The sequence below is a fragment of the Aminobacter sp. BE322 genome, assembly GCF_050433525.1.
GTDB lineage: Bacteria > Pseudomonadota > Alphaproteobacteria > Rhizobiales > Rhizobiaceae > Aminobacter.
Genome location: NZ_JBNPXB010000004.1, coordinates 70,078 through 94,908, shown reverse-complemented (window position 1 = coordinate 94,908; position 24,831 = coordinate 70,078). Strand labels below are relative to the sequence as shown.

Annotated in this window: 26 protein-coding genes and 1 pseudogene; 14 read left to right on the top strand and 13 right to left on the bottom strand. The window is 66.9% G+C overall.

From position 1 onward, the window contains the following. The first annotated feature begins 358 nt into the window (after nt 1-358). The 3 genes from J2X50_RS08550 to J2X50_RS08540 all read left to right on the top strand — a co-directional run bounded on the left by J2X50_RS08550 (nt 359) and on the right by J2X50_RS08540 (nt 3,077). Nucleotides 359-1,153, top strand: a complete 795-nt coding sequence (locus J2X50_RS08550; RefSeq protein WP_429093928.1) for an ABC transporter substrate-binding protein — start codon at nt 359-361, stop codon at nt 1,151-1,153. Between the two features lie 72 nt (nt 1,154-1,225). Beyond that, nucleotides 1,226-1,903: an amino acid ABC transporter permease gene (locus J2X50_RS08545; RefSeq protein ID WP_429093927.1), complete on the top strand. Its 678-nt coding sequence runs from the start codon at nt 1,226-1,228 to the stop codon at nt 1,901-1,903. 28 nt (nt 1,904-1,931) lie between these two features. Then, the gene (locus J2X50_RS08540; RefSeq protein WP_429093925.1) at nt 1,932-3,077 is read left to right on the top strand and encodes an aminotransferase class V-fold PLP-dependent enzyme; all 1,146 of its coding nucleotides are present in this window, start codon (nt 1,932-1,934) and stop codon (nt 3,075-3,077) included. A 6-nt stretch (nt 3,078-3,083) separates the two neighbouring features. Here the strand turns inward: J2X50_RS08540 and J2X50_RS08535 are convergent, their stop codons facing one another. Together J2X50_RS08535 and J2X50_RS08530 are read right to left on the bottom strand one after the other, a co-directional pair. Beyond that, complete coding sequence (locus tag J2X50_RS08535) at nt 3,084-3,785, bottom strand: GntR family transcriptional regulator (RefSeq protein WP_429093923.1); 702 nt, start codon at nt 3,783-3,785, stop codon at nt 3,084-3,086. A 98-nt stretch (nt 3,786-3,883) separates the two neighbouring features. Beyond that, nucleotides 3,884-5,053, bottom strand: a complete 1,170-nt coding sequence (locus J2X50_RS08530) for a pyridoxal phosphate-dependent aminotransferase (RefSeq protein ID WP_429093921.1) — start codon at nt 5,051-5,053, stop codon at nt 3,884-3,886. A gap of 250 nt (nt 5,054-5,303) precedes the next feature. Here J2X50_RS08530 and J2X50_RS08525 point away from each other — a divergent pair, with 250 nt between their 5' ends. Continuing rightward, nucleotides 5,304-6,569 carry an AGE family epimerase/isomerase gene (locus J2X50_RS08525; RefSeq protein WP_429093919.1) on the top strand — a complete coding sequence of 422 codons (1,266 nt, stop codon included), beginning with the start codon at nt 5,304-5,306 and terminating at the stop codon, nt 6,567-6,569. 63 nt (nt 6,570-6,632) lie between these two features. Here the strand turns inward: J2X50_RS08525 and J2X50_RS08520 are convergent, their stop codons facing one another. The 5 genes from J2X50_RS08520 to tsaD are packed head-to-tail and all read right to left on the bottom strand — an operon-like array spanning nt 6,633 to nt 10,139. Continuing rightward, entirely contained in the window at nt 6,633-7,349 is a 717-nt protein-coding gene (locus J2X50_RS08520) for a class I SAM-dependent methyltransferase (RefSeq protein WP_429093917.1), read from the bottom strand. Further along, the gene (locus J2X50_RS08515; protein ID WP_429093915.1) at nt 7,304-7,738 is read right to left on the bottom strand and encodes an EVE domain-containing protein; all 435 of its coding nucleotides are present in this window, start codon (nt 7,736-7,738) and stop codon (nt 7,304-7,306) included. The genes J2X50_RS08520 and J2X50_RS08515 overlap by 46 nt, the downstream gene beginning before the upstream one ends. Before the next feature lie 22 nt (nt 7,739-7,760). Continuing rightward, complete coding sequence (locus J2X50_RS08510; RefSeq protein WP_429093913.1) at nt 7,761-8,057, bottom strand: YciI-like protein; 297 nt, start codon at nt 8,055-8,057, stop codon at nt 7,761-7,763. Between the two features lie 16 nt (nt 8,058-8,073). Continuing rightward, nucleotides 8,074-9,057, bottom strand: a complete 984-nt coding sequence (locus tag J2X50_RS08505; RefSeq protein ID WP_429093912.1) for an NAD(P)H-dependent glycerol-3-phosphate dehydrogenase — start codon at nt 9,055-9,057, stop codon at nt 8,074-8,076. Beyond that, on the bottom strand, nt 9,054-10,139 hold the full coding sequence (gene tsaD / locus J2X50_RS08500; protein ID WP_429094266.1) for a tRNA (adenosine(37)-N6)-threonylcarbamoyltransferase complex transferase subunit TsaD: 1,086 nt from the start codon (nt 10,137-10,139) through the stop codon (nt 9,054-9,056). The genes J2X50_RS08505 and tsaD overlap by 4 nt, the downstream gene beginning before the upstream one ends. A gap of 98 nt (nt 10,140-10,237) precedes the next feature. Here tsaD and hemC point away from each other — a divergent pair, with 98 nt between their 5' ends. The 6 genes from hemC (at nt 10,238) to J2X50_RS08470 (ending at nt 16,215) form a co-directional block, all read left to right on the top strand. Continuing rightward, nucleotides 10,238-11,167 (top strand): hydroxymethylbilane synthase, encoded by a 930-nt coding sequence (gene hemC, locus J2X50_RS08495; RefSeq protein ID WP_429093910.1) that lies wholly within the window; start codon nt 10,238-10,240, stop codon nt 11,165-11,167. Beyond that, entirely contained in the window at nt 11,168-11,884 is a 717-nt protein-coding gene (locus J2X50_RS08490; protein WP_429093908.1) for a uroporphyrinogen-III synthase, read from the top strand. It begins immediately after the preceding gene. A 112-nt stretch (nt 11,885-11,996) separates the two neighbouring features. Continuing rightward, on the top strand, nt 11,997-13,370 hold the full coding sequence (locus J2X50_RS08485) for a COG4223 family protein (RefSeq protein ID WP_429093906.1): 1,374 nt from the start codon (nt 11,997-11,999) through the stop codon (nt 13,368-13,370). A 16-nt stretch (nt 13,371-13,386) separates the two neighbouring features. After that, nucleotides 13,387-14,970 carry a heme biosynthesis protein HemY gene (locus tag J2X50_RS08480; RefSeq protein WP_429093904.1) on the top strand — a complete coding sequence of 528 codons (1,584 nt, stop codon included), beginning with the start codon at nt 13,387-13,389 and terminating at the stop codon, nt 14,968-14,970. A gap of 47 nt (nt 14,971-15,017) precedes the next feature. Next, nucleotides 15,018-15,497 (top strand): TerB family tellurite resistance protein, encoded by a 480-nt coding sequence (locus J2X50_RS08475; protein WP_429093903.1) that lies wholly within the window; start codon nt 15,018-15,020, stop codon nt 15,495-15,497. Nucleotides 15,498-15,504: 7 nt separating this feature from the next. Continuing rightward, on the top strand, nt 15,505-16,215 hold the full coding sequence (locus tag J2X50_RS08470) for a glutamine amidotransferase (protein ID WP_429093901.1): 711 nt from the start codon (nt 15,505-15,507) through the stop codon (nt 16,213-16,215). 129 nt (nt 16,216-16,344) lie between these two features. On the opposite strand, the gene J2X50_RS08465 is transcribed toward J2X50_RS08470, so the two are convergent. Next, nucleotides 16,345-16,782 (bottom strand): hypothetical protein, encoded by a 438-nt coding sequence (locus J2X50_RS08465; protein ID WP_429093899.1) that lies wholly within the window; start codon nt 16,780-16,782, stop codon nt 16,345-16,347. Between the two features lie 254 nt (nt 16,783-17,036). On the opposite strand from J2X50_RS08465, the gene J2X50_RS08460 reads away from it, so the two are divergent. Next, nucleotides 17,037-19,022: an acyltransferase family protein gene (locus J2X50_RS08460; RefSeq protein ID WP_429093898.1), complete on the top strand. Its 1,986-nt coding sequence runs from the start codon at nt 17,037-17,039 to the stop codon at nt 19,020-19,022. Here J2X50_RS08460 and J2X50_RS08455 read toward each other — a convergent pair. Both J2X50_RS08455 and gcvA read right to left on the bottom strand, forming a co-directional pair. Continuing rightward, nucleotides 19,019-19,535, bottom strand: a pseudogene (locus J2X50_RS08455) (integrase core domain-containing protein); the annotation flags it as partial. The gene J2X50_RS08460 and the pseudogene J2X50_RS08455 overlap by 4 nt on opposite strands. A 15-nt stretch (nt 19,536-19,550) precedes the next feature. Continuing rightward, nucleotides 19,551-20,468: a transcriptional regulator GcvA gene (gene gcvA / locus J2X50_RS08450; RefSeq protein WP_429093896.1), complete on the bottom strand. Its 918-nt coding sequence runs from the start codon at nt 20,466-20,468 to the stop codon at nt 19,551-19,553. Nucleotides 20,469-20,603: 135 nt separating this feature from the next. Here gcvA and J2X50_RS08445 point away from each other — a divergent pair, with 135 nt between their 5' ends. Further along, a complete protein-coding gene (locus J2X50_RS08445) occupies nt 20,604-20,852 on the top strand; it encodes a hypothetical protein (protein ID WP_429093894.1) in 249 nt (82 codons plus the stop codon). 190 nt (nt 20,853-21,042) lie between these two features. Here J2X50_RS08445 and J2X50_RS08440 read toward each other — a convergent pair whose 3' ends face one another. Beyond that, nucleotides 21,043-21,573 (bottom strand): L,D-transpeptidase family protein, encoded by a 531-nt coding sequence (locus J2X50_RS08440; RefSeq protein WP_429093893.1) that lies wholly within the window; start codon nt 21,571-21,573, stop codon nt 21,043-21,045. A gap of 147 nt (nt 21,574-21,720) precedes the next feature. Here J2X50_RS08440 and J2X50_RS08435 point away from each other — a divergent pair, with 147 nt between their 5' ends. Together J2X50_RS08435 and J2X50_RS08430 are read left to right on the top strand one after the other, a co-directional pair. Next, nucleotides 21,721-22,404 (top strand): response regulator transcription factor, encoded by a 684-nt coding sequence (locus J2X50_RS08435; RefSeq protein WP_340041003.1) that lies wholly within the window; start codon nt 21,721-21,723, stop codon nt 22,402-22,404. Nucleotides 22,405-22,478: 74 nt separating this feature from the next. Then, nucleotides 22,479-22,934 carry a Crp/Fnr family transcriptional regulator gene (locus J2X50_RS08430; RefSeq protein WP_429093891.1) on the top strand — a complete coding sequence of 152 codons (456 nt, stop codon included), beginning with the start codon at nt 22,479-22,481 and terminating at the stop codon, nt 22,932-22,934. Between the two features lie 231 nt (nt 22,935-23,165). On the opposite strand, the gene xth is transcribed toward J2X50_RS08430, so the two are convergent. Further along, the gene (gene xth, locus J2X50_RS08425; RefSeq protein WP_429093890.1) at nt 23,166-23,972 is read right to left on the bottom strand and encodes an exodeoxyribonuclease III; all 807 of its coding nucleotides are present in this window, start codon (nt 23,970-23,972) and stop codon (nt 23,166-23,168) included. Nucleotides 23,973-24,095: 123 nt separating this feature from the next. Next, complete coding sequence (locus J2X50_RS08420; RefSeq protein ID WP_429093888.1) at nt 24,096-24,752, bottom strand: outer membrane lipoprotein carrier protein LolA; 657 nt, start codon at nt 24,750-24,752, stop codon at nt 24,096-24,098. Nucleotides 24,753-24,831 lie beyond the last annotated feature (79 nt).

Sequence of the window (24,831 nt, the reverse complement as noted above, 5' to 3'; positions counted from 1 at the left end):
AGACTAGACGGCTTTAGTTGCATATGCAAATATCATTTCCGAGGACAAGCAAAAACATGACCTGGGCCCTGCCACCGGATTGAGGATGTGGCGCGCCTATTTCCGTGACTGGCGCACCAGCCAGCGGAAAACCCTGTGGCCCAGGATCATGAATGGGGGGAGTTTAAGGCCGGACGGGATCGAAACGACGAGGTTGGCGCATGTCGGGATATAGCGGCATGTCAGGCTCGCTCTCCACTCGGTCGAATTTATTTGCAAATGCATATTAATGGTCACCGAAGCGCCCCGGCGACCATGGAAAACCCGCCTCGATATCCCGCAGAAACGGAACGATGGGGCACAACCGGAGGAGTATGATATGAAGCTTTCCAGCGCAGTTGCCGGGTTTGCGATGGCCCTTGCGATGGCGATCGCCTCGCCCGTCGGCGCCCAGGAGAAGATCGTCGTCGGCGCCTACCCCGCCAATCCGCCATGGGAATTCAAGTCCGAAACCGGCACGTTCGAAGGCTATGAGATCGACGTCGCCACCGAGGTCGCCAAGCGCCTCAACCGGCCGGTCGAGTTCCAGGACATGGGCTTCCAGGCGCTGTTCGCCGCCACAAGTTCCGGTCGCATCGACTTTGCGATCTCCTCGATCTCGGTCACCAACGAGCGCCTGAAGAACCAGTCCTTCACGCAGCCCTACTACGACAGCGACGGCACCGTCGTCGGCCGCGAGGGCACGCCCATCGCGGCGCTCGAGGACCTCAAGGGCAAGGTGATCGGCGTGGTCGCCGGAACCACCGGCGAGGCCTGGGCCAAGGAAAACAAGGACAAGCTCGGCATCGCCGACATCACCAGCTACAACGCCCAGCAGGACCTGCTGCTCGACGTCCAGAACGGCCGCATCGACGGCGGCGCGGGTGAACTCGCCGGCTTCCAGTACGCCATGACCAAGACGCCGGGCCTGAAGGTGCTGGTCCGCATCCCGACCGGCGAACGCTTCGCCATGATGTCGCGCAAGGACCATCCCGCCGTCGGCGAAGCCAACGAGGCGATCTCGGCGATGAAGAAGGACGGCACGCTGGCCGCCATCCACAAGAAGTGGTTCGGCGTCGATCCCGACCAGGGCACCAGCACGGTGACCGACATGCCTCTGCCCAAGGCGGAATGACCGCCCCGCGGCACCCCACAGCCACTCAAACGACGCACCGGTCCGCCGGTGCGCCCCTAACCGGGCCTTGCCATGGAACTGATCAACACGTTCTTCAACTGGGAAATCCTCGTCAGGTCCTTCCCGATGCTGCTGCGCGGCGTCAGCAACACCTTGCTCCTGGGTTCTGCGAGCATCGTCTTCGGCGGCGTGGCCGGGCTTCTGGTATGCCTCATGCGGCTCTATGGCCCCAGGCCGGTGCGGCTGATGGCCATCGCCTATATCGACGTGCTGCGCGCCATGCCGATCCTGGTGCTGCTCATCCTGATCTACTACGCGCTGCCCTTCGTCGGCATCCGCTTCTCGTCCTTCACCTCCGCCACGCTGGCCCTGTCGCTTGTCCTCTCCGCCTTCACCGCCGAGGTCTGCCGCGCCGGCATCGAGAACGTGCCCAAGGGCCAGTTCGAGGCGGCCTCGGCCCTCGGCCTCGGCTTCTGGATGGCCATGCGCAAGGTGATCCTGCCGCAGGCGCTGCGTGTCGTGGTTCCGCCGCTGACCAGCAACGCCGCCTCGATCTTCAAGGACACGGCGCTCGCCTCGGTGGTCGCCATGCCGGACCTGCTCAAGCAGGCCACCGACGCGCAGGCGCTGATGGCCAATCCCACCCCGCTCATCGGCGCGGCGATCATCTACCTCGCCTTCCTGCTGCCGCTGGTCCGGCTGGTCAGCTACCTGGAAGAACGCGGCAAGCAGCAGCTGGCAGCGCGCTAGAGTGTCCGCGTTCGGAGGATCACAGGCAATGAATGCTCCCAACCCGGCGGACGGCTCCGGCTACTTCCTCTACCACTCGATCGGCATGTACCCGGGCAAGGCCGAAGACATGGCCGCGGCGTTCTCGGCGTTTTCCTCCAGCTGGGGCGCCTTCGACGACGGCCAATGGATGCGGGCGCTCGGCCAGCGGCAGCAATTCATCGATCGCTGGAGCAATCTCATCGGCGCGCCCAGGGGTACGCTGACCACGGCCGAGAACGTCACCACCGCGCTCTACAGCCTGATCGGCTCGCTGCCCGCGCATCATCTCGCCGGCCGCAAGCTGCTGGTCGCGGCCGACTGTTTCCCGAGCCTGCATTTCCTCCTTGCTGGCCTTGCACCGCGCCTCGGCTTCACGCTTGAAACCGTGCCGCTGCGCAGCGGCGAAAACTGGGTCCGCGACGAGGACGTGATCGCGGCCTGGACCGAGGAGGTCGGGCTCGCGCTGATCACCTTCGTGACCTCGACGGCCTCGCATCGCTGCGACCTGGAGCTGCTCGCCGCCCACGGCCGCCGCATGGGCAGCCTGGTCGGCGTCGACATCACCCAGGGCGTAGGCCTCCTGCCCTTCAGGGTCGATGCACCGGCCGTCGACTTCACCGTCTCGACCACGCTCAAGTGGCTTTGCGGCACGCCCGGCGCCGGCATCATCCACGTCGCCGAGCCGCTGCTGAAGCAATGCCGCCCGGAATTGCGCGGCTGGTTCAGCCAGGAGAACATTTTCTCCTGGGATCTCGACGCCTTCGCCTATGCCGCCGACGCGCGCCGCTTCGATCACGGCACGCCCTCGGTGCTGGCCTGCGCCGGCTCTCTGCCCGCCCTCGAATGGCACGCGGCGCAGGACCATGCGGCGATGCTCGCGCACAACCGGACCCTCGGCGGCGAGATCATCCGCCGCGCCGACGAGATCGGGCTTGCCCTCGCCGGCCCGCGCGACGAGCGCCGTCGCGGCGGCAGCGTCATGCTCCGGCTTCCCGACTCGGCCGACACCGCCGAGATCGTCGACCGGCTGCGCGCGGACGCCGTCCATGCGGATTGCCGCGGGCGGACCCTTCGCCTGTCGCCCGGCATGATCACCACGCCCGAGGGCATCGACCGGCTGTTCGCCCGCCTTCGCGGCCTTCTCGGTCGGTGAACACTTTCAGCGCGACGATTCGACGGCCATGCAAAGCTGCCTGAGCAGGCCCTGGGTGGCGCCGATGTCGGCGACCATGGCATCGCGCGCCGCCGCCCCGTCGCGCTTGCGCAGCGCCTCGACGATGACGCGATGGTGTTGTGACAACGGCTCCTGCAACCCGCTCCCCGGGCGCGGCGAGATCTCGGAGGACAGCATCCGCATGTAGGGACCGTGGCGAAGCCACAGCGTGTCGATGAGTTGCACCAACACCTCGGAACCCGAGGCGCGGTAGATCGCGAAGTGAAAATCCCGGTTCTTCAGCAGCATGTCGTAGACGTTGCCGGACGCATAGGTCGCCTCGTGGTCGGCGACGATCGCCTCCAATGCGGCAAGCCCGCCCTGGTCGACATGCGCGGCGGCGAGTTCCGTGGCCATGCCCTCGAGCACGGCGCGCGCCCGATAGATGTCATCGAGCCGCTCGACCGAGACCTGCGGCACCTTGGCAGACCCGTTCGACGCGACCTCGAGCGCATTTTCGGCAGCCAGGCGGCGCAGCGCCTCGCGCACCGGCATGTGGCTGGTGCGGAACGACGACGCCAGCGCCGAGATCGTCAGGGCCTGCCCGGGGTCGAAGCGCCCGGTGATCAGGGCGTTGCGCAGCTGCAGATAGACGCCGTCGCCCATGGTGACGCGCGAGGCAACGGGCTCCAGTCGATCGTCCAGCATCTCCGGTCCTCTGTTCCGGCCGGCGGCTCCATCGTCGGAACCGCTTTCCCTTCAGGCAACGGCTCTAGCGCAACGGCGCTGCTGCTGCCAGAGCGAGCTCAAAGGCCGTTGAAGAACCTCGCCAGCCTGTCCATCGCCTCTTCCAGCCGCTCGTAGCTCTGCGATCCGAAGCAGACACGCAGGTGCCCCTCGCCCGCGGGGCCATAGAAGCTGCCCGCCTCGACCACGACATCGACCTTGTCGAGGATCGCGTCGGCCGCCTCCTGCGCGCCGAGACCGGTGCCGCGGATGTCGGGGAAGGCATAGATGGTGCCTTCCGGCATGGCGCATTTCACGCCCGGCATCTGGTTGAGCCGGCTCACCACCAGGTCGCGCTTGCGGCGGTCGTCCTGCACCATCTCGTCCAGGACCGCGGCCGGGCCGGTCACGGCCGCCAGGGCGCCATGCTGGATGAAGGTGTTGACGTGGGTGACCTCGCTTGCCGTCACCTTCATCAGCGCCGGCATCATCGCTTTGTCGGCGGCGAGATAGCCGAGGCGCCAGCCGTCCATGGCATAGGCCTTGGTGAAGGCGAACATGCTGATGGTCCGCTCCTTCATGCCGGGCAGCGAGGCGATGCTGACGTGCTCGGCGCGATCGAAGACGATCTGCTCGTAGACCTCGTCGGAAACCACGACGAGGTCATGTTCGATGGCGAGGTCGGCGATGTCCTGCAGTTCCTCGCGACAATAGACCCTGCCCGTCGGGTTCGAGGGGTTGACGAGCACGATCACCCGCGTCCGCGGCGTCACCAGCGGCGCGATCAGCTCCTTGCGGATGCGGAACCCGGCTTCCTTGTCGAGAGGCGCGAAGACGACCCGCCCGCCCGCCATCTCCACCTTGCCGAGGTGCTGCGGGTAGTAGGGTTCGAGCAGGATCACCTCGTCGCCGTCGTCGACCAGCGCCATGAAGGCAGCGAAAGAGGCCTGCGTCAGGCCGTTGGTGATCAGGATTTCACCGGCTTCGACATCGAGCTTGTTATGCTCCCTGAGTTTCGCCGCCAGGGCCTGGCGCAGCGGCAGGATGCCCTGCAGGTCGCTGTAGTGCACCTCGCCCGCCTGCAGCGCCCGGATGGTCGCGTCCTTGATGTGGCTTGGTGTGTCGTGCACGGGCTGGCCGAGCTCGAGATGGATGAGGTCGCGCCCGTCATTCCCCAGCGCCGCCGCCTTGGCGAACATGCCGTAGCTCTTCTTGGAGGTCTGCGTGATGCGTCTGGCGAAGCGGGGCATGGGATATCCTGATCGATTGGTGGCGGCTGGCGCTTCGTCGCCATGGCACAGCCCGGCCGTCGCCACTCCGCATGATTGAACGAGGACCATTTAACATCTCGTGAGCATTTGATCAAATGCGCATTTTATCTCTCATGGAGCGTCAATGCCTCGCGTCGACACGCGTTTTCCAGTTGAGCCCCGCGCCAGGAACGTAATAGTTCCCGGTCGACGCCGGCATGTGCGTGCCGGACAATGGGAGACGACGTTCATGGCTTCACTGGAAACGGCCGCAGGCTCGGCAAAGTGGGCGACGCTGGCTGGCCACCGCCTCTGGCTGCTGCAGCAGGCCGAAGCGCTGTTCGCCTTCTTCGAGCGCCACAGCATCAACCCGCTCGGCGGCTTCTACGACCTCGACGACCGGGGTCGCCCCTTCGCTCCCGGCGCCGTGCCCGGAAAGCATGCCGGTCGCCAGATCCATGTCACCACGCGCATGGTCCATTGCTTTTCGATCGCCCATCTGATGGGCCGTCCGGGTGCCGCGTCGCTGATCGACCACGGCATGGATTTCCTCTGGAACGGTCACCGCGACCAGGCCAACGGCGGCTACTTCTGGGGCGTCGGCTACGAGGGGCCGACCAACGACACCAAGCAGGCCTACGGCCACGCCTTCGTGATGCTTGCCGCCTCCAGCGCCAAGGTCGCCGGCCACCCCGACGCCGACCGGCTGCTCACCGACATCTCGACGGTGCTCGAAGAAAGATTCTGGGAAGAGGCCCATGGGGCGGTCGCGGAGGAATTCACGGCGGACTGGAAGTCCTACGACGGCTATCGCGGCCAGAACTCCAACATGCACCTCACCGAGGCCCTGATGGCCGCGTTCGAGGCGACCGGCGACGGCAACTACCTCTCGATGGCCGAGCGCATCGCCGATCTCATCATCCGCCGTCATTCCGCTGCCGCCGGCTGGCGCCTGCCCGAGCATTTCACCACCGACTGGAAGCTCGACCGCAACTATTCCGGCGACCCGATGTTCCGGCCCTTTGGCACGACGCCCGGCCATTCGCTCGAATGGGCCCGGCTTCTGCTGCAGCTCTGGGAACTCGGCGGCCGCAAGCCCGCCTGGCTGCCCGACGCGGCCAGGAACCTGTTCGGCCAGGCGACCGCCGACGGCTGGGACACGGCGAGGGGCGGCTTCTACTACACGCTCGAATGGGACGGCTCGGCCCGCATCCGCGACCGTTACTGGTGGCCATGCTGCGAGGCGATCGGTGCCTCCGCCTTCCTCAATGCCATCGACGGCGATCCCCGCTACGAGGAGTGGTACCGCCGCATCTGGAATTTTTCGGCCACGCGCTTCATCGACCGCGCCAATGGCGGCTGGCATGCCCAGCTCGACGGCGACCTCAAGCCCAATGCCGGCCCCTTCTACGGCAAGCCCGACATCTATCATGCCCTGCAGGCGTGCCTGATCCCGCTGCTGCCGACCACGGGCAGCATCACCCGCGGGCTCGTCCAAACCGGCATCCGGCTCTAGAGTATCCGTGTTGGTCAAGGGAGGGATGGAGCCGCGAAGGGTCCTTTCAGACAACCCAGGCCTTCAGGAAGCAAATCGCCAGACGGTGGTGCGCTTGACCTCGGCGTCTTCGAGGGCGCGGGTGACGGGAACTTCGTAGGTGGCGAGTTTTTCAAGCCGCTGCTTGGGCAGGTAGGCGCGGCCGGGGTCGCCGACCAGCACCTCGGCACCGCGGGCGCGCAGCGTCTCGAACCATGGCACCAGGCGGTCGGCGAAGGGCTTCTCGTAGAAGACGTCGCCGGCGAGCACGACCTCCCATCCGCAGTCACGGCCGACGAGGTCTGAACCCTCGAAGCCGACGGTAACGTCGTTGGCCGCGGCGTTGAGGCGGATGGCTGCCTCGCAGAAGGGATCGATGTCGGCGCCGACGACGGAGGCTGCGCCCGCCTTCATGGCTGATATTGCGACGAGGCCGGAACCGGAGGCGAAGTCGAGCACGTGCTTGCCGCACACGGTCTGAGGGTGGTCGAGCACATAACGCGCCAGGCCCTGGCCGCCGGCCCAGGCGAAGGCCCAGAAGGGCGGCGGCAGGCCGATTTCGGAGAGCTCTTCTTCTGTGCGATGCCAGAGGTCATGGGCCTCGTCGGCGAGGCGCAGCGAAATCTCCGGCACGTGCGGCGGCAACATCAGCGCCGTGTTGGCGAGGATGAAGGCTTCCGCACTCTTGGGCGTCAGGCGTGTCGAGGAGGCGGTGGTCACGGAGCCTTGGCGAGCCCGGCCATGCGGCAGACTTCCTGCCATTCGTCAGGTGTGACCGGCTGCACCGACAGGCGCATCGAAGTGACCAATGCCATCTTCTCCAGCGCCGGATTGGCCTTGACGTCGGCCAGGGTGACCGTCTTCGGGATCTCGCTGTGGTAGCGGATGTCGACGCATTCCCAGCGCGGGTCTTCGGTCGTGGTGTCGTGGTGGGCAAGCGCGCAGACCTCGGCGATGCCGACGACTTCCAGGCCCTCATTGGAATGGTAGAAGAAGCCGAGGTCGCCGATCTGCATGGCGCGCATGTTGTTGCGGGCGAGGTAGTTGCGCACGCCGTCCCACTGCGTGCCTTGCCTGCCCTTGGCCTTCAGCATCTCGAAAGAGAATTTGAACGGCTCGGACTTGAACAGCCAGTATTTCTTCTCGCTCATGTCGTCCCCCTCGATGCGCGGGTCAGGCGCTGGCCGGATTGTTGAATACCCAGTTCCACGGACGGACCTGGACACTTTCGAACAGGCCGGCCTTGGCATAGGGGTCGGCGTCGGCCATTGCCTGTGCCGCGGTTGCGTCTGCCGCTTCGATGACGACAAGGCTGCCGTCCGGCTTGCCGTCGGCATCGAGGAAGGGGCCGGCGAATTTCAGCGCGCCCTTGGCGTTGAGGTCGTTGAGGAAGGCGACATGGTCGGGGCGCGTGTCGAGGCGGACCTGGAGATGGCCCGGCTTGTCCTTGCAGATCAGTGCGAAAAGCATGTTGTCCCTCTCTGGATCAATCGGCTTCGGCGCGCAGCGGCCGCGACATCAGGCCGGCGACCGCCTCGTTGATGGTGATGGCCTTGTCGAGCAGGGCGGCGACCGCCTGGACGATGGGCGCGTCGATGCCGCGCTCGCGGGTGAGGCGGGCGGCGATGTAGGCGGTGGCGACGCCCTCGGCGAGCGGGCGGCCGGACAGTTCCTCGCCTTTGCCGAGCGCCACGCCATAGGCGAAGTTGCGCGACTGGGCCGAGGAGCAGGTGAGCATCAGGTCGCCGAGGCCGGACAGGCCCATCAGCGTTTCGGGGCGTGCGCCGAAAGCCGCACCGATGCGGCGCAGCTCGACGAAGCCGCGGGTGACGAGCGCTGCCTGCGCCGAAGCGCCGAGGCCGGCGCCGGTGACGGCGCCTGCGGCGATGGCGAAGACGTTCTTCAGCGCGCCGCCGATCTCGACGCCGATCAGGTCGTCGCTCGAATAGCAGCGCAGGTTGGCGGCCGAAAAGCGCGTTGCCAGCGCCGAGGCGCGGGCCTCGTCCTCGGCGGCGACGACGACTGCCGTGGGCAGGCCGCGCGAGACGTCTGTGGCGAAGCTCGGGCCGGAAAGGGCTGCGACCGGGTTCTCCGGCAGGATTTCCTTGGCGATCTCGGAGAGCAGCGTCCCGGTGTCGCGCTCGATGCCCTTGGCGCACAGCACCAGCGGGACATGGGCCGCGACATGCGGCTTCACCTCGTCGAGCACGCTGCGCAGCGCCTGCGCCGGGATGACGACCAGCACGCAGTCGGCGCCCTCGACGGCCCTGGCGAGGTCGGTGGTGGCGATGATGCCGGTCTCGAAATTGATGCCGGGCAGATAGCGCGGGTTCCGGCCCTTGCCGATCGCCTCGATGCTTTCGGCGTCGCGGGCCCAGAGCGACACGGCATGGCCGGCGCGCAGCATGGCCAGCGCAAGCGCCGTGCCCCAGGCGCCGCCGCCGAGAACGGTGACCTTGTATGCGCTCATGCCTTGGCTCCCCGCCTGCCGGAGCCGACGACCGGCGCGGACACGCTGTCCAGCGGCCAGCGCGAGCGCGGCACGAAGTCGAATGCGTCGGGCTCGGCGAGCCCGGCGCGCAGCCGCTCGATGCCGGCCCAGGCGATCATCGCGGCATTGTCGGTGCACAGCGCCAGGGGCGGCGCGACGAAACTGAAGCCATTCTCGGCGCAAAGCGCTTCCAGGCGGGCGCGGATCTGCTTGTTGGCGGCGACGCCGCCGGCAACGACGAGGGCTGGCTTCGCTGTATCGGGAAACTCGGCGCGGAAGCGCGCCAGCGCGCGCCTGACGCGGTCGCCGAGCGTATCGGTGACGGCGGCCTGGAAGGAGGCGCAGATGTCGGCGACGTCCTGGTCGCTGAGCGGCGCCACGGCGGTCGCGGCCTGGCGTACCGACGTCTTCAGGCCGGAGAAGGAGAAATCGGGCTGGGCCGAGCCCTTCATCGGGCGCGGAAAGACGAAACGGCCGGCATCGCCGATGGCCGCGGCCTTCTCGACATTGGGGCCGCCGGGATAGGGCAAGGCCAGCATCTTGGCGGTCTTGTCGAAAGCTTCGCCGAGCGCGTCGTCGATGGTAGTGGCCCAACGCTGGTAGTCGCCGACGCCGCGCACCAGCACGATCTGGGTATGGCCGCCGGAGACAAGCAACAAAAGATAAGGGAAGTCGAGCCTGTCGGTCAGCCGCGCGGTCAGCGCGTGGCCCTCGAGGTGGTTGATGGCAATCAGCGGCTTGCCGGCGGCGGCGGCGACGGCCTTGGCCGTCATCAACCCGACGATCAGCCCACCGACGAGGCCGGGACCGGCGGTGGCCGCAACCGCGTCGATGTCCCGAAGGTCAACGCCCGAATCCTCGAGTGCCGCCTCGACGATGCCGTCGAGCGCCTCGACATGGGCGCGGGCCGCGATCTCGGGCACGACGCCGCCGAAGGCCGCGTGTTCCTCGATCTGGCTGAGCACCGTGCTCGACAGGATACGCGGCTCCTTGCCCGGCTCGAGCGCGACGACGCTGGCCGCGGTTTCGTCGCAGCTCGTCTCGATGCCCAGAACGCGGATCAATTGGTCGCTACCCTGCATGATTGCCCGGTGGTAATTTCCTAGATAGGAGGTACGGGACCGCCCCGCCAGCGCGGGGTTATCACGGACCGGGCGCCATGCAAACCAGAGCCTTGAAAATCGGAACCCGCGGCAGTCCGCTGGCGCTCGCGCAAGCGCACGAGACCCGTGCGCGGCTGATGGCGGCGCACGGCCTGCCCGAGGAAGCCTTCGAGATCGTGGCGATCTCCACCAGCGGCGACCGCATCCAGGACCGCCCTCTCTCGCTCGCCGGCGGCAAGGGGCTGTTCACCAAGGAACTGGAAGAGGCGATCTACGCCGGCACGATCGATTTCGCCGTGCATTCGTCCAAGGACATGCCGACGCAGCTGCCGGATGGGCTCGAACTATCGGCCTTCCTTCCGCGCGAGGACGTTCGCGATGCCTTCATTGGCCGTTCGGCGAAGAAGATCGTCGATCTGCCCGAGGGCGCCGTCGTCGGTTCGTCGTCGCTGAGGCGGCAGGCGCTGATCCGCCGCATGCGGCCGGACCTCGACGTCGTGATGTTCCGCGGCAACGTGCAGACCCGCCTGCGCAAGCTGGACGAGGGCGTGGCAGAGGGCACGATCTTGGCCCATGCCGGCCTGCGCCGGCTGGGGCTGACCGAGATCATCACCGACCTGATGCCGGTGGACGTGTTCCCGCCGGCGCCGGGTCAGGGCGCGATCTGCATCGAAAGCCGCATCGGCGACAACCGCGTGCGCGACATGCTCGCGGCAATCGACCACAAGCCGACCGGGCAGGCGCTGGGTTGCGAACGCGCGTTCCTGGCAGCACTCGACGGCTCGTGCCGCACGCCCATTGCCGGATATGCCGAGATCGACGGCGATCGCCTGTCCTTCTCCGGGCTGATCCTGACGCCGGACGGCACCCAGTCGCATGACGCCAGGGCCGAAGGCAGGGCGGCCGACGCGGCCGCCATCGGCCGCAAGGCCGGCGAAGACGTGCGGGCGCGGGCCGGCGAAAAGTTCTTCGAAGGGTGGAGCTAGATGGCGCGGCGCGTGCTGGTGACGAGGCCGGATCCCGGCGCCACCCGCACCGCGCGGCGCCTCGAAATGCTCGGCTTCGAGCCGGTATTGCTGCCGCTCTCCGAAACGCGCGCCTTGCCGGTTGCCCGCGGCCTGGTGCCGCCTGACGCCGTCGCGGTGGCCGTGACCAGCGCCAACGCGCTGCGCCATGCCCCGAGCGGGCTCGTCGAGCGCCTCAGCCACCTGCCTTGCCATGCCGTCGGCGCCCGCACGGCTGAAAGCGCGCGCAAGGCCGGATTTGCGTCGGTCCGCGAGGGGCCGGGCGATGCCGCATCCCTCGCCGACAGCATCGCCAGGGAAATGGGCAAGGCGACGCTGGCCTATCTCTGCGGTCGGGTGCGCATGCCCGACTTCGAGCGCCGGCTGGGCATGAACGGCACGCGGGTCGTGGCCATCGAGACCTACGACACGGTCGGCCTGTCGCCGAACCCGGCGCTGGTCAGCCAGCGGCTGGGTGGGCAACCGATCGATGCGGTACTCGTTTATTCGGCGCGGGCGGCGGCGGCGCTGGGCGCCCTGATGGAGACCCAGGCGGAGGCCGACAGCCTGCTGCGCAACGCCCGCTGCTGCTGCCTGTCGGGACGGATCGCGGCGGCCATCGGCGGCGGGCTGAATGTCGAGGTGGCGCTCGATCCGAACGAGGACGCGCTGTTCGCCCTTCTCGGCGATCCCGACTGACGACCCGCCATATCGCGGCCTTTTTTCGAGGGTCGGTGGGTGTTACTGCTTTCCATCTTCGACCCCGCATCGGTCGCGGGACCTGTGCCAACGAAATCGCGGAGCCCCAAGCATGGTCAAGACGCCGAAGACGCGCCACTCGAAGTCGCATCGCGAGCCGATGACGATCGAACTGGAACCCGGTGCGGTTTCGCGCGTCGAGGAGGCGGCCGAGACCGAGGCGGCAGAGGCTGTGGAGCCTGCCGAGGCGGTCGCCGCGACGACCGGCGACGAGGCGGCCGCTGCTGCAGAGGGGGCAAAGCCGGCCGACGCGGGCGAAACGGCCGCCCGGCCGGGCGACGACTATGTCTCCTACGACTACAGCTTCGACAGCGAGCAGCCGAAAGCCGCCGAAACGCCCAAGGCGGCGGCATTTTCGGAAAGTGCCGCGCCGGTGCCCGGCGTGGCCGTGCAGCGCGGCGGCATGCCGGGCATCGCCGCCGGCCTCGCGGGCGGCCTGATCGCCCTGCTGGCCGCCGGAGGGCTGCAGTTTGCCGGTATTCTTGGCGCGCCTGGCGGTTCGGGGGCGCCGGTGGGCGCGGACCAGATGCAGGCCGAAATCGAATCGCTGAAATCGCGCGTCGCCGATCTCGGGGCATCGAACGCGACCGAAGACGTCGACGGCCGCATCGCCGGGCTGGCTTCGGCGATCGACCAGGTCAAGGCCGAGATCGAAACGCTGAAGCAGGCTGCCGGACAGGCCGGTTCGAGCGAGGCCCTTGCCGGCTTCGACGATCGGATCAAGGCGGTGGAAGGGCAGGTCGCGTCGCTCGGCCAGGGCGGCGGCGTGTCGGCCGATATCGCAACGCTGAACGAGCGCGTCGCGGCGCTGGACGCCACGGTGAAGGCCGCGGGCGAGGCCACCAAGTCTGATGCGGGCGACATCGCGGCGCTGGAGCAGTCGATGTCGTCGCTCGCCTCCAAGGTCGAGGCGCAGGCCTCGCAGCCGAAGATCGCGCTGGCGATCGCGGCGTCGGCTCTCAAGGCGGCCGTCGACCGCGGCGGCGGGTTTGCGGCGGAACTGGAAACCTTTGCGGCGATTGCCCCCGATTCGCCGCAGCTGGCGGCCCTGCGCGGCTATGCCGAGAAGGGCGTTGCGACACGTGCCGACATCGTGGCCGAGACCGGTACCGTAGCCGACGCGATGATCGTCGCAGCCAAGCCCGTCAATCCGGATGCGGGGATCGTCGAGCGGCTGGTTTCGAGCGCCGAGCAGCTGGTGAAGGTCCGGCCGATCGGGCAGGTAGAGGGCAGCGGAGTGCCGGAAACCGTGGCGCGCATGGAAGTTGCGGTCAATCAGGGCGACTTCGCCAAGGCGATCGCCGAATACGAGACGCTGCCCGAGGCGGCCAAGGCCGCCGGCGCCGACTTCGCCGCCATGCTCAAGGCGCGGCTCGATGTCGAGAACCAGGTGGACCAGCTCGTCGCCAATGCGATGAAGGCCTGAGGCGAGGGGATACGAGATGATCCGCATCCTGTTCTATCTGGCCGTCGTCTTCCTGCTCGGGCTCGGCTTCGCCTGGCTGGCCGATCGTCCCGGCGACATGGTCGTCACCTTCGGGGGATATCAGTACAGGGTCACGCTGATGGTGGCGGCGGTGGCTGTCACCGCCATCGTGGCCGCGGTCATGCTGCTCTGGTGGCTGACCAAGGCGCTGTGGAACAGCCCCTATGCGATCGCCCGCCATTTCCGCGCCCGCAGGCGCGACCGAGGCTACCAGGCGCTGTCGACCGGCATGATCGCCGCGGGCGCCGGCGACGCAGCACTTGCCCGCAAGAAGAACAAGGAAGCGGCCAAGCTGATCCGTTCCGACCAGGAGCCGCTGATCCATCTGCTCGAGGCGCAGGCCTCGCTGCTCGAAGGCGACCACGACGCGGCGCGGCAGAAGTTCGAGGCGATGCTCGACGATCCCGAAATGCGCCTGCTCGGGCTGCGCGGGCTCTATCTCGAGGCCGAAAGACTGGGCGACCGGGCGGCGGCCCGCCACTATGCAGGGCGCGCCGCCGGGCTCGCGCCGCAGCTCGGCTGGGCCGCGGAAGCGACCATGGAGGAGAAGGCCGAGCGCGGCGACTGGGACGGCGCGCTGGCGCTGGTCGACGCGCAGAAGGCGTCGAGGCTGGTGGAACGCGACGTCGCCAACAACCGCCGCTCGGTGCTTTTGACCGCCAAGGCGATGTCGCTGCTCGACAGCGACTTCAACGCGGCGCGGACCGCGGCACTGGAAGCCAATCGGCTGCGTCCGGATTTCGGCCCTGCGGCGATCGTCGCGGCCAAGGTGCTGTTCCGCCAGAACGACGTGCGCAAGGGCTCGAAGCTCCTGGAGGCGGCATGGAAGGCAGAACCGCTGCCGGACATCGCCGAACTCTACGTCCACGCCCGGCCGGGCGATGCGGTGCTCGACCGGCTGGCGCGGGCGAAGAAGCTGCAGTCGCTCAAGCAGAACAATCCGGAATCGTCGCTGACGGTGGCGCGCGCGGCGCTCGGGGCGCAGGACTATGCGCTGGCGCGGTCGGAGGCGACGGCCGCGGCGCGGATGCAGCCCCGCGAGGGCGCCTATCTGCTGTTGGCCGACATCGAGGAGGCCGAGACGGGCAACCAGGGCAAGGTGCGGCAGTGGCTTTCCAAGGCTGTGCGGGCACCGCGCGACCCGGCCTGGGTGGCGGATGGCGTCGTCTCCGAGCGCTGGGCGCCGTTCTCGCCGGTCACCGGGCGGCTCGACGCGTTCGAGTGGCGGGCGCCGGAAGAGCGGCTCGGCCATCTCATCGAACAGCAGAACCAACCCGCCGAGCGGGTTCCGATCCCGTCCATCCGCGCCGCGCAGCCGGCCGGCGACGACATCGTCGAGATCGAGCACGAGGTGGCACCGGCCGACCTACAGCCGGCGAAGGTCGGTCCGGATGGGGGGACTGTCAGTCCCGAGCCGAAGCCGCGCGACGATGCGATTCTGGACGACGGCGACGCCGAACCGATCCGCCTGCCCGACGATCCCGGCGTCGATCCGGACGAGGATCGGGAGAACGCCCAGCGCCGCTTCCGATTGTTTTGAGCGGTGGCCGTGCCTAAATCCAGGTTTTGCCGCAACAGGAACCGCCGATGTTCGAACGCATGATCTCATTCCTGAGGGACCTGCCCGCTGTGGGCGGCGCTCCGTCGCGCCAGGACGACCTGCGCGTCGCCGTGGCAGCACTGCTCTATCACGTCATGGACGCGGACGGAGACCGGCAGGACGTCGAGTGGGAGCGGCTGAAGCAGCTCCTGGCGCAGAGCTACGGCATTTCCGGCGCCGAACTCGACCGCCTCGTCAAGGCGGGCGAGCAGGCCGACAACGAGGCGATCGACCTCTATGCCTTCACCAGCGTGCTCAAGCGCAATCTCGACGAGCAGGCGCGCAGGGACTTCATCGGCATGATGTGGGAGGTCGTCTATGCCGACGGCCAGGTGCACGAGATGGAGGACAACACCATCTGGCGCGTCGCCGAACTGATGGGAGTGGAGCGGCGCGACCGTATCGCGGAGAAGCACAGGGCGGCCGAGAACGCCCGCGCCGCCATTGGATCGGAGTCGGACGAATAGACGCTCGATGCGGGGGCAGGCGAGACCCAAGATCCTGGTGGTGCTGCACCAGGAGCATTCCAGCGCAGGCCGCGTCGGCCATGTGCTGATCGAGAACGGCTTCGACCTCGATATCCGCCGCCCGCCGCTGGGCGATACCCTGCCCGAAACGCTGGACCGACACGCCGGCGCCGTCGTCTTCGGCGGGCCGATGAGCGCCAACGACCATGACGAGTTCGTGCGCCGCGAGACCGACTGGCTCGCCGTGCCGCTCAAGGAGAACCGGCCGCTGCTCGGCATCTGCCTGGGCGCGCAGATGCTGGTCAACCATCTCGGCGGCAAGGTCGAGGGCCACGGCGACGGGCTGGTGGAGATCGGCTGGTACCCGATCAAGGCGACCGAGGAAGGCCGCAAGCTGATGCACTGGCCCGAGATGGTCTACCAGTTCCACCGCGAAGGCTTCTCGCTGCCGAAGGACGCCGTGCTGCTCGCCGCGTCGGAGACCTATCCGAACCAGGCGTTCCGCTATGGCGACAATGCCTGGGGCATCCAGTTCCATGCCGAGCTGACCCGGATGATGATGCAGCGCTGGGTGGTGCGCGGGGCGGAGCGCTTCGTGCTGCCCGGCGCGCAGCCCGGCCGCGACCATCTCGGCGGCCGCCTGATCTGGGACATGCATCTCAAGCGCTGGCTCGACGAGTTCCTGGACAATATCTTCGGACGCCCTGTGCACGATTGATGCACGACTCCGGCCAAGGTGGTGCGGCTGGTCGAGGCGGAAAAAAACCGGCCGGCCCGGCGCCGCAGCCACCGGACCACACCGCTCTGCGCAAATGCCTGTCTCGCGCCTGCGACGCGCGGGGTCTCGCTACCGCACGAAGACCGTGACGGCGCCATCGGCCGCGACGTTCGCGGCGAGGATGCTGGAGGTGTCGACGTTCTCGGCGTCGAGCTTTTCCTTGAGCAGCGCGTTGGCCATGATCGCGGCCTGGACGCCGGTGATGTCGGCCTGGTTGTCCTTCTCCGCCTGATCCAGCTTCTGCAGTTCGTCCTTGCTGGCGATGGCCGCAACCTTGACGATGTTCACCGACGTGACCGCGGTCAGCGACTGGATGGCGGTGGCCGTACTGCTGCTCGCCTGGATCGACGACATGACGGCGGCGAAGCCGGTGGAGCCGGTGCTGGCCGTCGTGCCCGGATCGACCTGGGCTGGCATCGTCGACGGCGCGCTCGCGTCCTCACCGGCCGCCGGCGCGGCCAGCGCGGCACCGCCCAGCAGGATCGCGATGGCGAGAGAATGTCTCATTGATCTTCCTCTTCGAGATTCGGCCCCTCGCGCGGGTTAACCCGTCTGCGCGTGCATCGGTTCCCCGACAATTCGGCCGGCGGGACGAAAAGTCCGGTGCGATGTTATCCCGCCGACCAGCCGCAACGCCTTGTGTCCCTTGCGCTACAGCAGCTCCTGGCCGGGGCGACTATGTTGCATTGCAATATGGTTTGAATTGTCCGGCGCTGCCGCCTGAACAATCCTGCGCCCATGACAGACAGGCAGGCGAAGGCATGACGACACCCGCTTCGGCGTCGTTCCGTCCGGACATCGAGGGGCTGCGGGCCATCGCCGTCGCCGGGGTGGTCGCGTTCCATTTCGGCATGACGAGCCTTCCCGGCGGCTTCATCGGCGTCGACATCTTCTTCGTCATCTCGGGCTACCTGATCACCAGCCACCTGATGCAGGAGATCGGCCGTACGGGAACGGTCGACCTCTGGCGCTTCTACGGCCGCCGCGCGCGCCGCCTGCTGCCGGCCTCGCTGTTCGTGATCGCAGCCACGCTGGCGGCGGGCTATTTCATCCTCGCGCCGTCGGAACAGCAGCTCTATGCCAAGGGTGCGCTGTTCGCCTCCACCTATGTCATCAACATGTGGCTGCTCCGATGGTCGTTCGACTATTTCGCGACCGACACGGCGAACAACCCGTTCCTGCATTTCTGGTCGCTATCGGTGGAGGAGCAGTTCTACCTGCTGTGGCCGGCGCTGCTGCTGCTCGTCGCGCGCTTCCGGCCGGGCGAAAGGGGCATGGCCGTGCTCCTGGGGCTGGCGGCCCTCGTTTCGTTCGCCGCGAGCGCCTGGATGACGAAGACGTCGCAGCCCTGGGCCTTCTACTTCTCGCCGCTGCGCGCCTGGGAGTTCGCGGTGGGCGGGCTTGTCTCGCTTCCCGTCGCCAGACGCTGGGCGGCAGGCTTGCGCCCGGCGCCGGCGATGGGATGGGCCGGCATCGCGCTGATCGGCGCGGCCTATCTGGGCGTCAGGGAGGCCGATCCGTTTCCCGGCTTCATCACGCTGATGCCTGTGGCGGGCACCGCGATGCTGCTCCTGTCCGGCGCCCGCCAGAGCGGGCCTGCGCCTGGCGCCGTGCTCGCGCTTGCGCCGTTCCAGTGGGTCGGCAAGCTGTCCTATTCGCTCTATCTGTGGCACTGGCCGGTCATCGTCTTCGCCACCATCCTGGTTCCGGAGCTTTCGCTCGCGGGGCGGCTCGCCTGTCTCGCGCTGACCTTCGGCCTGTCGCTGCTGAGCTACCACCTGGTCGAGAACCCTATCCGGCTGAGCGGCTGGCTCGCGGCAAGGTCGGTGCGGTCGCTGGGGCTGGCGGCGCTGCTGACTTCGGCGGGGGCGACCTTGTCCTATGCCGCGGCACAGCTTGCGGCGCAGAGCATCGACCCCAACCAGCGCCTGATCATGGAAAGTGCGGCCCGCGGCTCCTCGGCGCGCCAGCTCGACAGCGGATGCGTGCTCGCCCGGGAGGAGACGGTGCCGCGGCGCTGCATCCTCGGGGCCGCGAATTCGGGCAGGACGGTGGTGCTGTTCGGCGATTCGCATGCCGACCACTGGTCGACGCCGCTGGCCGAGATCGCCAAAAGCCGGGGCTGGCGGCTGGTCACCTACATGAAGTCGTCATGCCCGGCAGCACAGGTGCAGACCTGGAACGAGGTGCTGGCGAGGGAATATGCCGAATGCGACGAGTGGCGGCGCCGGGCCCTCGACGAGATCGCCGCACTCCGGCCCGAACTGGTGATCGTCTCGCAGTATTCCTACAGCTATGTCGAGAACCGGGTGAACGGAGAACTCGAGCACCTCGTCGGCCGCGACGCGTGGGCCGAGGGACTGAGGGGGGTGGCCGACCGGCTGCGCAAGGCGGGCGCCGAGGTGGTGCTGATCAGGGACGTCCCTGTGCACAGGTCCTATCTCGACAAATGCGTGGCGCGGTCGCTCTGGCAGGGGCGGGGTGCCGAGGCCTGCGATACGCCGCGCGACCAGGCGATCGACGAGCGGGTCTTTGCCGCAGAACAGGCGGCGGTCGCCGGCATGGGCGGCGTGCGTTATGTCGACCTCACCGGCCAGTTCTGCGATGCGCGCCACTGCCCGGCGATGATCGGCGGCAAGCTGACGTTCCGCGACCGCCATCACATCGCCACGCCCTATGCCGCGTCGCTGGCGGCGCCGCTGCAGCGGGCGATCTTCGGCGACCAGCTGGCGCAGAGGGCGCGCTAGCTGTGGAGTGTCAACAGGTTGTCCTTGGTCAATGCGAGGCGGCTGATCGGTGTTTTTGAGCGTAGGCTGCTGTGTGGCCTGTGCCAATTGTAGCGATGAAGCCATCGTGACAGCTCAGCGGTGCGCTCACGGGAAGTGTCGTAGGCTCTGGCGTAAGCCCATTCGCGCAGGCTCGTCTGGATGAAGCGCTCGGCCTTTCCATTGGTCTTGGGCGTGTATGGCACTGGTGAAGATTTGGCGCAGACCGAGACGTCTTAAGGCTGCCCGGAAAGTTTTTGACCGATAGCACGAGCCATTGTCGGTCATCACGCGCTGCACGTTGATGCCGAGGCTTACGTAATAGGCAACGGCAGCTTCCAGGAAAGTGACGGCGCTCCCCTTTCGTTGGTCGGGCATGACCTGGACGAAGGCGACGCGCGAGGCATCATCGATGCAGACGTGCACGAACTCCCAGCCGATGCCGAGATGACGGTTGACCACGCCGGGATATCGCCCGGTGATGCGGTGACTCACGGCTAGTCTAGCCCCTCACACCTCCGTCTTCGCCGCCTCCTCCAGCATCCACTCCCTGAACGCTGAAATGCGCGGGTCGTCCTCGGTGCTTTTCGGATAGACCAGGAAATAGGCGAACTCGCGCGACACGCGGATGCCGAGGTCGAAGGGCCGCACCAACCGTCCTTCGGAAAGGTCGTTGGCCACCATGGCGAAATCGGCCAGCGCCACCGCACTCCCGTCGATTGCCGCCTGCACCGCGTCTGAGGAGGCGGTGAAGACGATGGCGCGGCTATCGTCGAAGTCTTCGACGCCGGCGGCGGCCATCCACATGCGCCAGTTCGGCCAGGTCACGCCCTGCTGCGACCATTCGATATGCACCAGCGTGTGATGGAACAGGTCGCGCGGCACGCGCAAGGGCGGTCCGGACGCCAGCAGCCTCGGACTGCACACCGGAATGATCATGTTGTCGAACAGCCGGTCGGCGCACAGGCCAGGATACTTGCCCATGCCGAAGCGGATGGCGACATCGACGTCGTCGAGGTCGAAGTCGCGCACGTCGTAGCTGATGTCGAACCTGAGTTCGATGTCCGGGTGCAGCTTGCGGAAGCCGTCCACCCGCCGCATCAGCCACTTCGAGGCGAACTGCGCGTCGAGCGTCACCTTGAGCTGCGTGGTGCCGCGCGTCAGCTTGCGCGCCTTGGAGACGGCCCGGTTGAGCAGTTCGATGGCGTCCGTCGAGGCGTCGCACAGCGCCGCCCCCGCCTCCGTCAGCCTGATGCTGCGGCTGGTGCGCGTGAACAGCACCACGCCGAGCTGGTCCTCGATTTCCTTGATCTGGTGGCTCACCGCAGCCGGCGTCAGCCCCAGCTCGTCGGCCGCGCGCGTGAAGTTGAGGTGCCGGCCGGCCGCCACCAACGTCCTCAGCGCACGTGTCCCAGGCATCGACCGCATCGTCTTATCTTCAAGCCAAATTTGATGATCGAGAAAGAACTACTCGTTTCTCTTTTGTCTTTCAGCGCTCCATCATGGGATCAGTTGAAACAATGTCAAACCGGATTTGATGTCCGGGCGAAATGGAAGCAGACCATGTCCACCGATGTCTTCAAGGCACCCTATGCGCAGCCGAACCCGCTGAAGCCGCTTTTCGACTGGCTCCGCCAGATGCGGGCAGCGCTCAGCCTGCCGGCCAGGAGCTTCGGCTGCCTGACCGAACACTACCGCCGCGACACCGGCATCCCCTGCCGTGACGTCGGCCACGCCGTCGACGCCGAGCTTGGCCGCCTCGGGCTGCTCGACATCGGCTGGCAGCCGCCGCGCCGTCCGAACCGCCGCTGACCTTACCTGCAGTTTCCGCATCTCCCACTGCTGTTGGAAGGCAGTACCTCCGGCCCGACGATCCCATGGGATCGTCGGGCCGCTTTTTTCGAGCATCTTGCAGCCAGACGGAATCGTCTGGCGTCGCACAGATGCGGCCAAGAAAAATAGCTGGAGGGGCGGAACCGCATTCATCGGAATGCTCGCCGCTTCAGCGCACCACCTTCATGACCGTGCGGCTGGAAAGATGCGGCAGGAGCCGCGCCATCACCTTTGCCGTCACCGCCACGCAGCCCTGGGTGGGCGTGAAGCCAGGCCGGGCGAGGTGGAAGAAGATCGCGCTGCCGCGACCGCGCCGGCGCGGCCTGATGTTCCAGTCGAGCACGATGCAGGCGTCGTAGAGCCGGTCGTCCCGCTTCATGCGTTCATGGCTGGCGCCGTAAGGTATCTTCACCGGCCTGTTGTAGTTGCGGTCGTCGGGCACCTCGCACCAGCCGAGGGCGTCGCCGATCGGGCTCATCGCAAGCCGCGTGCCGCCGCCGCGGAAATGGTCGTTGCGAAAGTAGCCCGACAGGAGCCGCATAGCGCCGAGCGGCGTGCCGCCGTCGCCTTCGCGCTTGTTGGCCGTGATCCCCCCGCGTCCCAGTGCACAGGGAAACACCGAGCCGCCTGCCTGCAGCAGCCCCTTGGTCCGGTCGCCGGGCCTGGCCCGGACGACGATCGTGGAAATGCCTTGTCGCAAAAAGATCGTCCGCCCCAATTACGCCGTTGATTTTTCTTGTATGATCGCCAACCGAAGCAAATCACCCGTCGGGCGGTTGTGGCGACCAGCTTCCGCATCCATAGTCTACGGTCAACAGAATTCTGATCTTCAATAACGGATTGATCCATGACCTCACGCACCATCCTCATCGTCGACGACGACGACGATCTGCGCGGCACGCTCGTCGAGCAGCTGGCGCTCTACGAGGAGTTCGAAGTCCTTGAGGAAGCAAGCGCCGCAAAGGGCATCAACGTCGCGCGCGGCGGCATCATCGATCTGTTGATCATGGATGTCGGCCTGCCCGACATGGACGGCCGCGAGGCGGTGAAGATCCTGCGCAAGGGCGGCTACAAGGCGCCCATCATCATGCTCACCGGCCACGATACCGATTCGGACACGATCCTCGGCCTTGAGGCTGGCGCCAACGACTACGTCACCAAGCCGTTCCGCTTCGCGGTCCTGCTTGCCCGCATCCGCGCCCAGCTGCGCCAGCACGAACAGAGCGAGGATGCCACCTTCTCCGTCGGGCCCTACACCTTCAAGCCGAGCCAGAAGCTCCTCATCGACGCGCGCGGCGGCAAGGTCAGGCTCACCGAAAAGGAGGCCTCGATCATCAAATATCTGTATCGGGCCGACCAGAAGGTGGTGACCCGCGACGTACTTCTCGAAGAAGTGTGGGGATATAATTCCGGGGTCACGACCCACACGCTGGAAACCCATGTCTACCGGCTGCGCCAGAAGATCGAGCGCGATCCTTCCAATGCGGAAATACTTGTGACAGAAAGCGGCGGATACAAGCTGGTCCCCTGACCGGTTCTTGGCGGCAGGTGGGGCCGCTGGCAAACGACAGGGAGGGAAAACCGGTCTGAAAAGTCGGGGACGTAATGGCGCTGGATGACGACATCCGCATCCTGTCCGGCGTGAGGCTGTTCGAGGGCTTCACCCAGGAGCAGTTGCGTTTGCTCGCCTTCGGCGCGGAGAACATCCATCTCCCCGCCGACCGCAAGCTCTATCGCGAGGAAGACGAAGCCGATTCGGCCTATGTCGTCGTCAGCGGCCGAATCAGCCTCTATCGCGACATCGATGGAACGCGCGCCGAAGTCGGCTCAGCCGGTCCCGGCGCCATGCTCGGCGAACTCGCCCTCATCGCCGATACAAGGCGCCTGACCAGCGCCGCCGCCCAGGTCAATTCGGAAATCATCCGCCTGAACCGCAAGATGTTCCACCGCATCCTCGAGGAATATCCCGAGGTCGCGGCCCGCCTGCACCAGCATATCCTCGAGGACCTCCAGGACATGATCGCGCGGATCGAGAGCATGGCGCCCAGGTTCGGGAAGTAGGCCGACACCCAATCAAGCTGTTGCGCTATCAAGCGCCCCTCACCCTTACCCTCTCCCCGTGAAGAACGGGGAGAGGTAGTCGCGAGCGTAGCGGCCAGCCTCCTTCTCCCCGTCATGACGGGGAGAAGGTCCGGTAGGGGATGAGGGGCAGCTCGACCTCGCGCGCGATTGCAATACGGGACCGCCAGTTGCTCGGCAAGCTGCGGCTGAAGCCCGCCGGGGCGTATTCCCCTAGTCCAAATCGAACCGCGCGAGCACCGGCACATGATCCGACGGCCGCTCCCAGCCGCGTGCCTCGCGCAGGATGTCGATGCCGGCGAGGCTCGGCGCGAGATTGGCCGACGCCCAGACATGGTCGAGCCGGCGGCCGCGGTCGGACAGTTCCCAATCCTTCGCCCGGTAGCTCCACCAGGTGTAGATCTTCTGATCGTCCGGCACGTTGAGGCGCATCAGGTCGACCCAGTCGCCGGCCTTGCGCATCGCCTCGAAATTCTCGGTCTCGACCGGGGTGTGGCTGACGACGTTGAGCAGTTGCTTGTGCGACCACACGTCGTGCTCGAGCGGCGCGATGTTGAGATCGCCGACCAGCACCGAAGCCGAGCTGTCGTCGTGAGTCGCGCGGATGGCGTTCATCTCGGCGACGAAGTCGAGCTTGTGGCGGAACTTCGGATTGATCTCGGGATCGGGCTCGTCGCCACCCGCCGGCACGTAGAAATTATGCAGCGTCACCTGCTTGCCGCCGGCGTCGAAGCGCACCGAGAGGTGACGGCTGTCGTCGATCTCGCAGAAGCGGCGCTTCTCGACGATCTCGATCGGCCGCCGCGCCACCGTCGCCACGCCGTGGTAGCCCTTCTGGCCATGGAAGGCGACGTGCTCGTAGCCGAGCTTGCGGAACGCCGCCGAGGGGAACTGGTCGTCGGGGCACTTTGTCTCCTGCAGGCACAAAACGTCCGGCGCCTTTTCGAGCAGCAGGCGCTCGACCAGTGGCATGCGCAGGCGCACGGAGTTGATGTTCCAGGTGGCTATCGTGAAGGGCATGGCTGGCTTCGTCCGGCGGGAATTCGCGCCGGAACCTGCCAGCAGGGCGCGGCAAAGACAAGGCGCGGCGGCTCATGCGGCGCAGGGCGCGCCGCTTTCCACAGCTAAGCCGCAGTCCCGGCGTCAGTCGTTCTTCTTGCGGGTGTTGAGTTCGCGGTTGAGCTTGTAGTCGATGGTGAAGGTGTCGGCCGGGAAGGAGCCGCCCTGCTGGACGTTGAACACCATCACCGTGGTGTCCTTGCCCTGCGCATCGGTGATCGTCCACTGGCGCAGTTCGTAGGTCTTGGGATCGAACATCATGGTGATGGTCGAGTTGCCGAACACCTGCTTGTCGGACAGCTTGATGGTGGTCAGGTCGTCCTCTTCGGCGACGCTCTGGACCTTGTTGCCGCTGAGATCGATGCGGTCGTCGAGCAGCAGCTTCAGCGGCGTCTTCGACAGCGGATAGAGGTCGGAGGTGCGCATCTTCGAATTCAGGATCACCACCGACTGACCGTCGGAAATCACCTTGAAATTCGATGGCGCCTCGTAGTTGAAGCGGATCTTGCCGGGGCGCTCGAGGAAGAACTTGCCGCCGGTCTGCTCGCCGCGCGGACCGAACTGGACGAACTCCCCCGACATCGATTTCACGCTGGAGAAGTGGTCGGCGATGCGCTGCGCGGCGTCCGAAGCCGCCTGGGCCGGGCTCTGCAACGCCATCAGCGGCGCGGCAGTCAGGGCCATCGCGGCGGCGAAGCCAAGCAGGCGGCGGCGAGTCATGGTGCCAATGTCGTCGTTCATGCCGGTTACTCTCTCACTTCAGTTCGACGGTTCTATCGGCACTTAGTAGGGCTGAAGTTTGACATGGTTCACGCCATGC

Coding starts and splice junctions, on each gene's coding strand:
- J2X50_RS08550 (WP_429093928.1), top strand. CDS start 359: ATGAAGCTTTCCAGCGCAGTTGCCGGGTTTGCGATGGCCCTTGCGATG.
- J2X50_RS08545 (WP_429093927.1), top strand. CDS start 1,226: ATGGAACTGATCAACACGTTCTTCAACTGGGAAATCCTCGTCAGGTCC.
- J2X50_RS08540 (WP_429093925.1), top strand. CDS start 1,932: ATGAATGCTCCCAACCCGGCGGACGGCTCCGGCTACTTCCTCTACCAC.
- J2X50_RS08535 (WP_429093923.1), bottom strand. CDS start 3,785: ATGCTGGACGATCGACTGGAGCCCGTTGCCTCGCGCGTCACCATGGGC.
- J2X50_RS08530 (WP_429093921.1), bottom strand. CDS start 5,053: ATGCCCCGCTTCGCCAGACGCATCACGCAGACCTCCAAGAAGAGCTAC.
- J2X50_RS08525 (WP_429093919.1), top strand. CDS start 5,304: ATGGCTTCACTGGAAACGGCCGCAGGCTCGGCAAAGTGGGCGACGCTG.
- J2X50_RS08520 (WP_429093917.1), bottom strand. CDS start 7,349: ATGGCAGGAAGTCTGCCGCATGGCCGGGCTCGCCAAGGCTCCGTGACC.
- J2X50_RS08515 (WP_429093915.1), bottom strand. CDS start 7,738: ATGAGCGAGAAGAAATACTGGCTGTTCAAGTCCGAGCCGTTCAAATTC.
- J2X50_RS08510 (WP_429093913.1), bottom strand. CDS start 8,057: ATGCTTTTCGCACTGATCTGCAAGGACAAGCCGGGCCATCTCCAGGTC.
- J2X50_RS08505 (WP_429093912.1), bottom strand. CDS start 9,057: ATGAGCGCATACAAGGTCACCGTTCTCGGCGGCGGCGCCTGGGGCACG.
- hemC (WP_429093910.1), top strand. CDS start 10,238: ATGCAAACCAGAGCCTTGAAAATCGGAACCCGCGGCAGTCCGCTGGCG.
- J2X50_RS08490 (WP_429093908.1), top strand. CDS start 11,168: ATGGCGCGGCGCGTGCTGGTGACGAGGCCGGATCCCGGCGCCACCCGC.
- J2X50_RS08485 (WP_429093906.1), top strand. CDS start 11,997: ATGGTCAAGACGCCGAAGACGCGCCACTCGAAGTCGCATCGCGAGCCG.
- J2X50_RS08480 (WP_429093904.1), top strand. CDS start 13,387: ATGATCCGCATCCTGTTCTATCTGGCCGTCGTCTTCCTGCTCGGGCTC.
- J2X50_RS08475 (WP_429093903.1), top strand. CDS start 15,018: ATGTTCGAACGCATGATCTCATTCCTGAGGGACCTGCCCGCTGTGGGC.
- J2X50_RS08470 (WP_429093901.1), top strand. CDS start 15,505: ATGCGGGGGCAGGCGAGACCCAAGATCCTGGTGGTGCTGCACCAGGAG.
- J2X50_RS08465 (WP_429093899.1), bottom strand. CDS start 16,782: ATGAGACATTCTCTCGCCATCGCGATCCTGCTGGGCGGTGCCGCGCTG.
- J2X50_RS08460 (WP_429093898.1), top strand. CDS start 17,037: ATGACGACACCCGCTTCGGCGTCGTTCCGTCCGGACATCGAGGGGCTG.
- gcvA (WP_429093896.1), bottom strand. CDS start 20,468: ATGCGGTCGATGCCTGGGACACGTGCGCTGAGGACGTTGGTGGCGGCC.
- J2X50_RS08445 (WP_429093894.1), top strand. CDS start 20,604: ATGTCCACCGATGTCTTCAAGGCACCCTATGCGCAGCCGAACCCGCTG.
- J2X50_RS08435 (WP_340041003.1), top strand. CDS start 21,721: ATGACCTCACGCACCATCCTCATCGTCGACGACGACGACGATCTGCGC.
- J2X50_RS08430 (WP_429093891.1), top strand. CDS start 22,479: ATGGCGCTGGATGACGACATCCGCATCCTGTCCGGCGTGAGGCTGTTC.
- xth (WP_429093890.1), bottom strand. CDS start 23,972: ATGCCCTTCACGATAGCCACCTGGAACATCAACTCCGTGCGCCTGCGC.
- J2X50_RS08420 (WP_429093888.1), bottom strand. CDS start 24,752: ATGAACGACGACATTGGCACCATGACTCGCCGCCGCCTGCTTGGCTTC.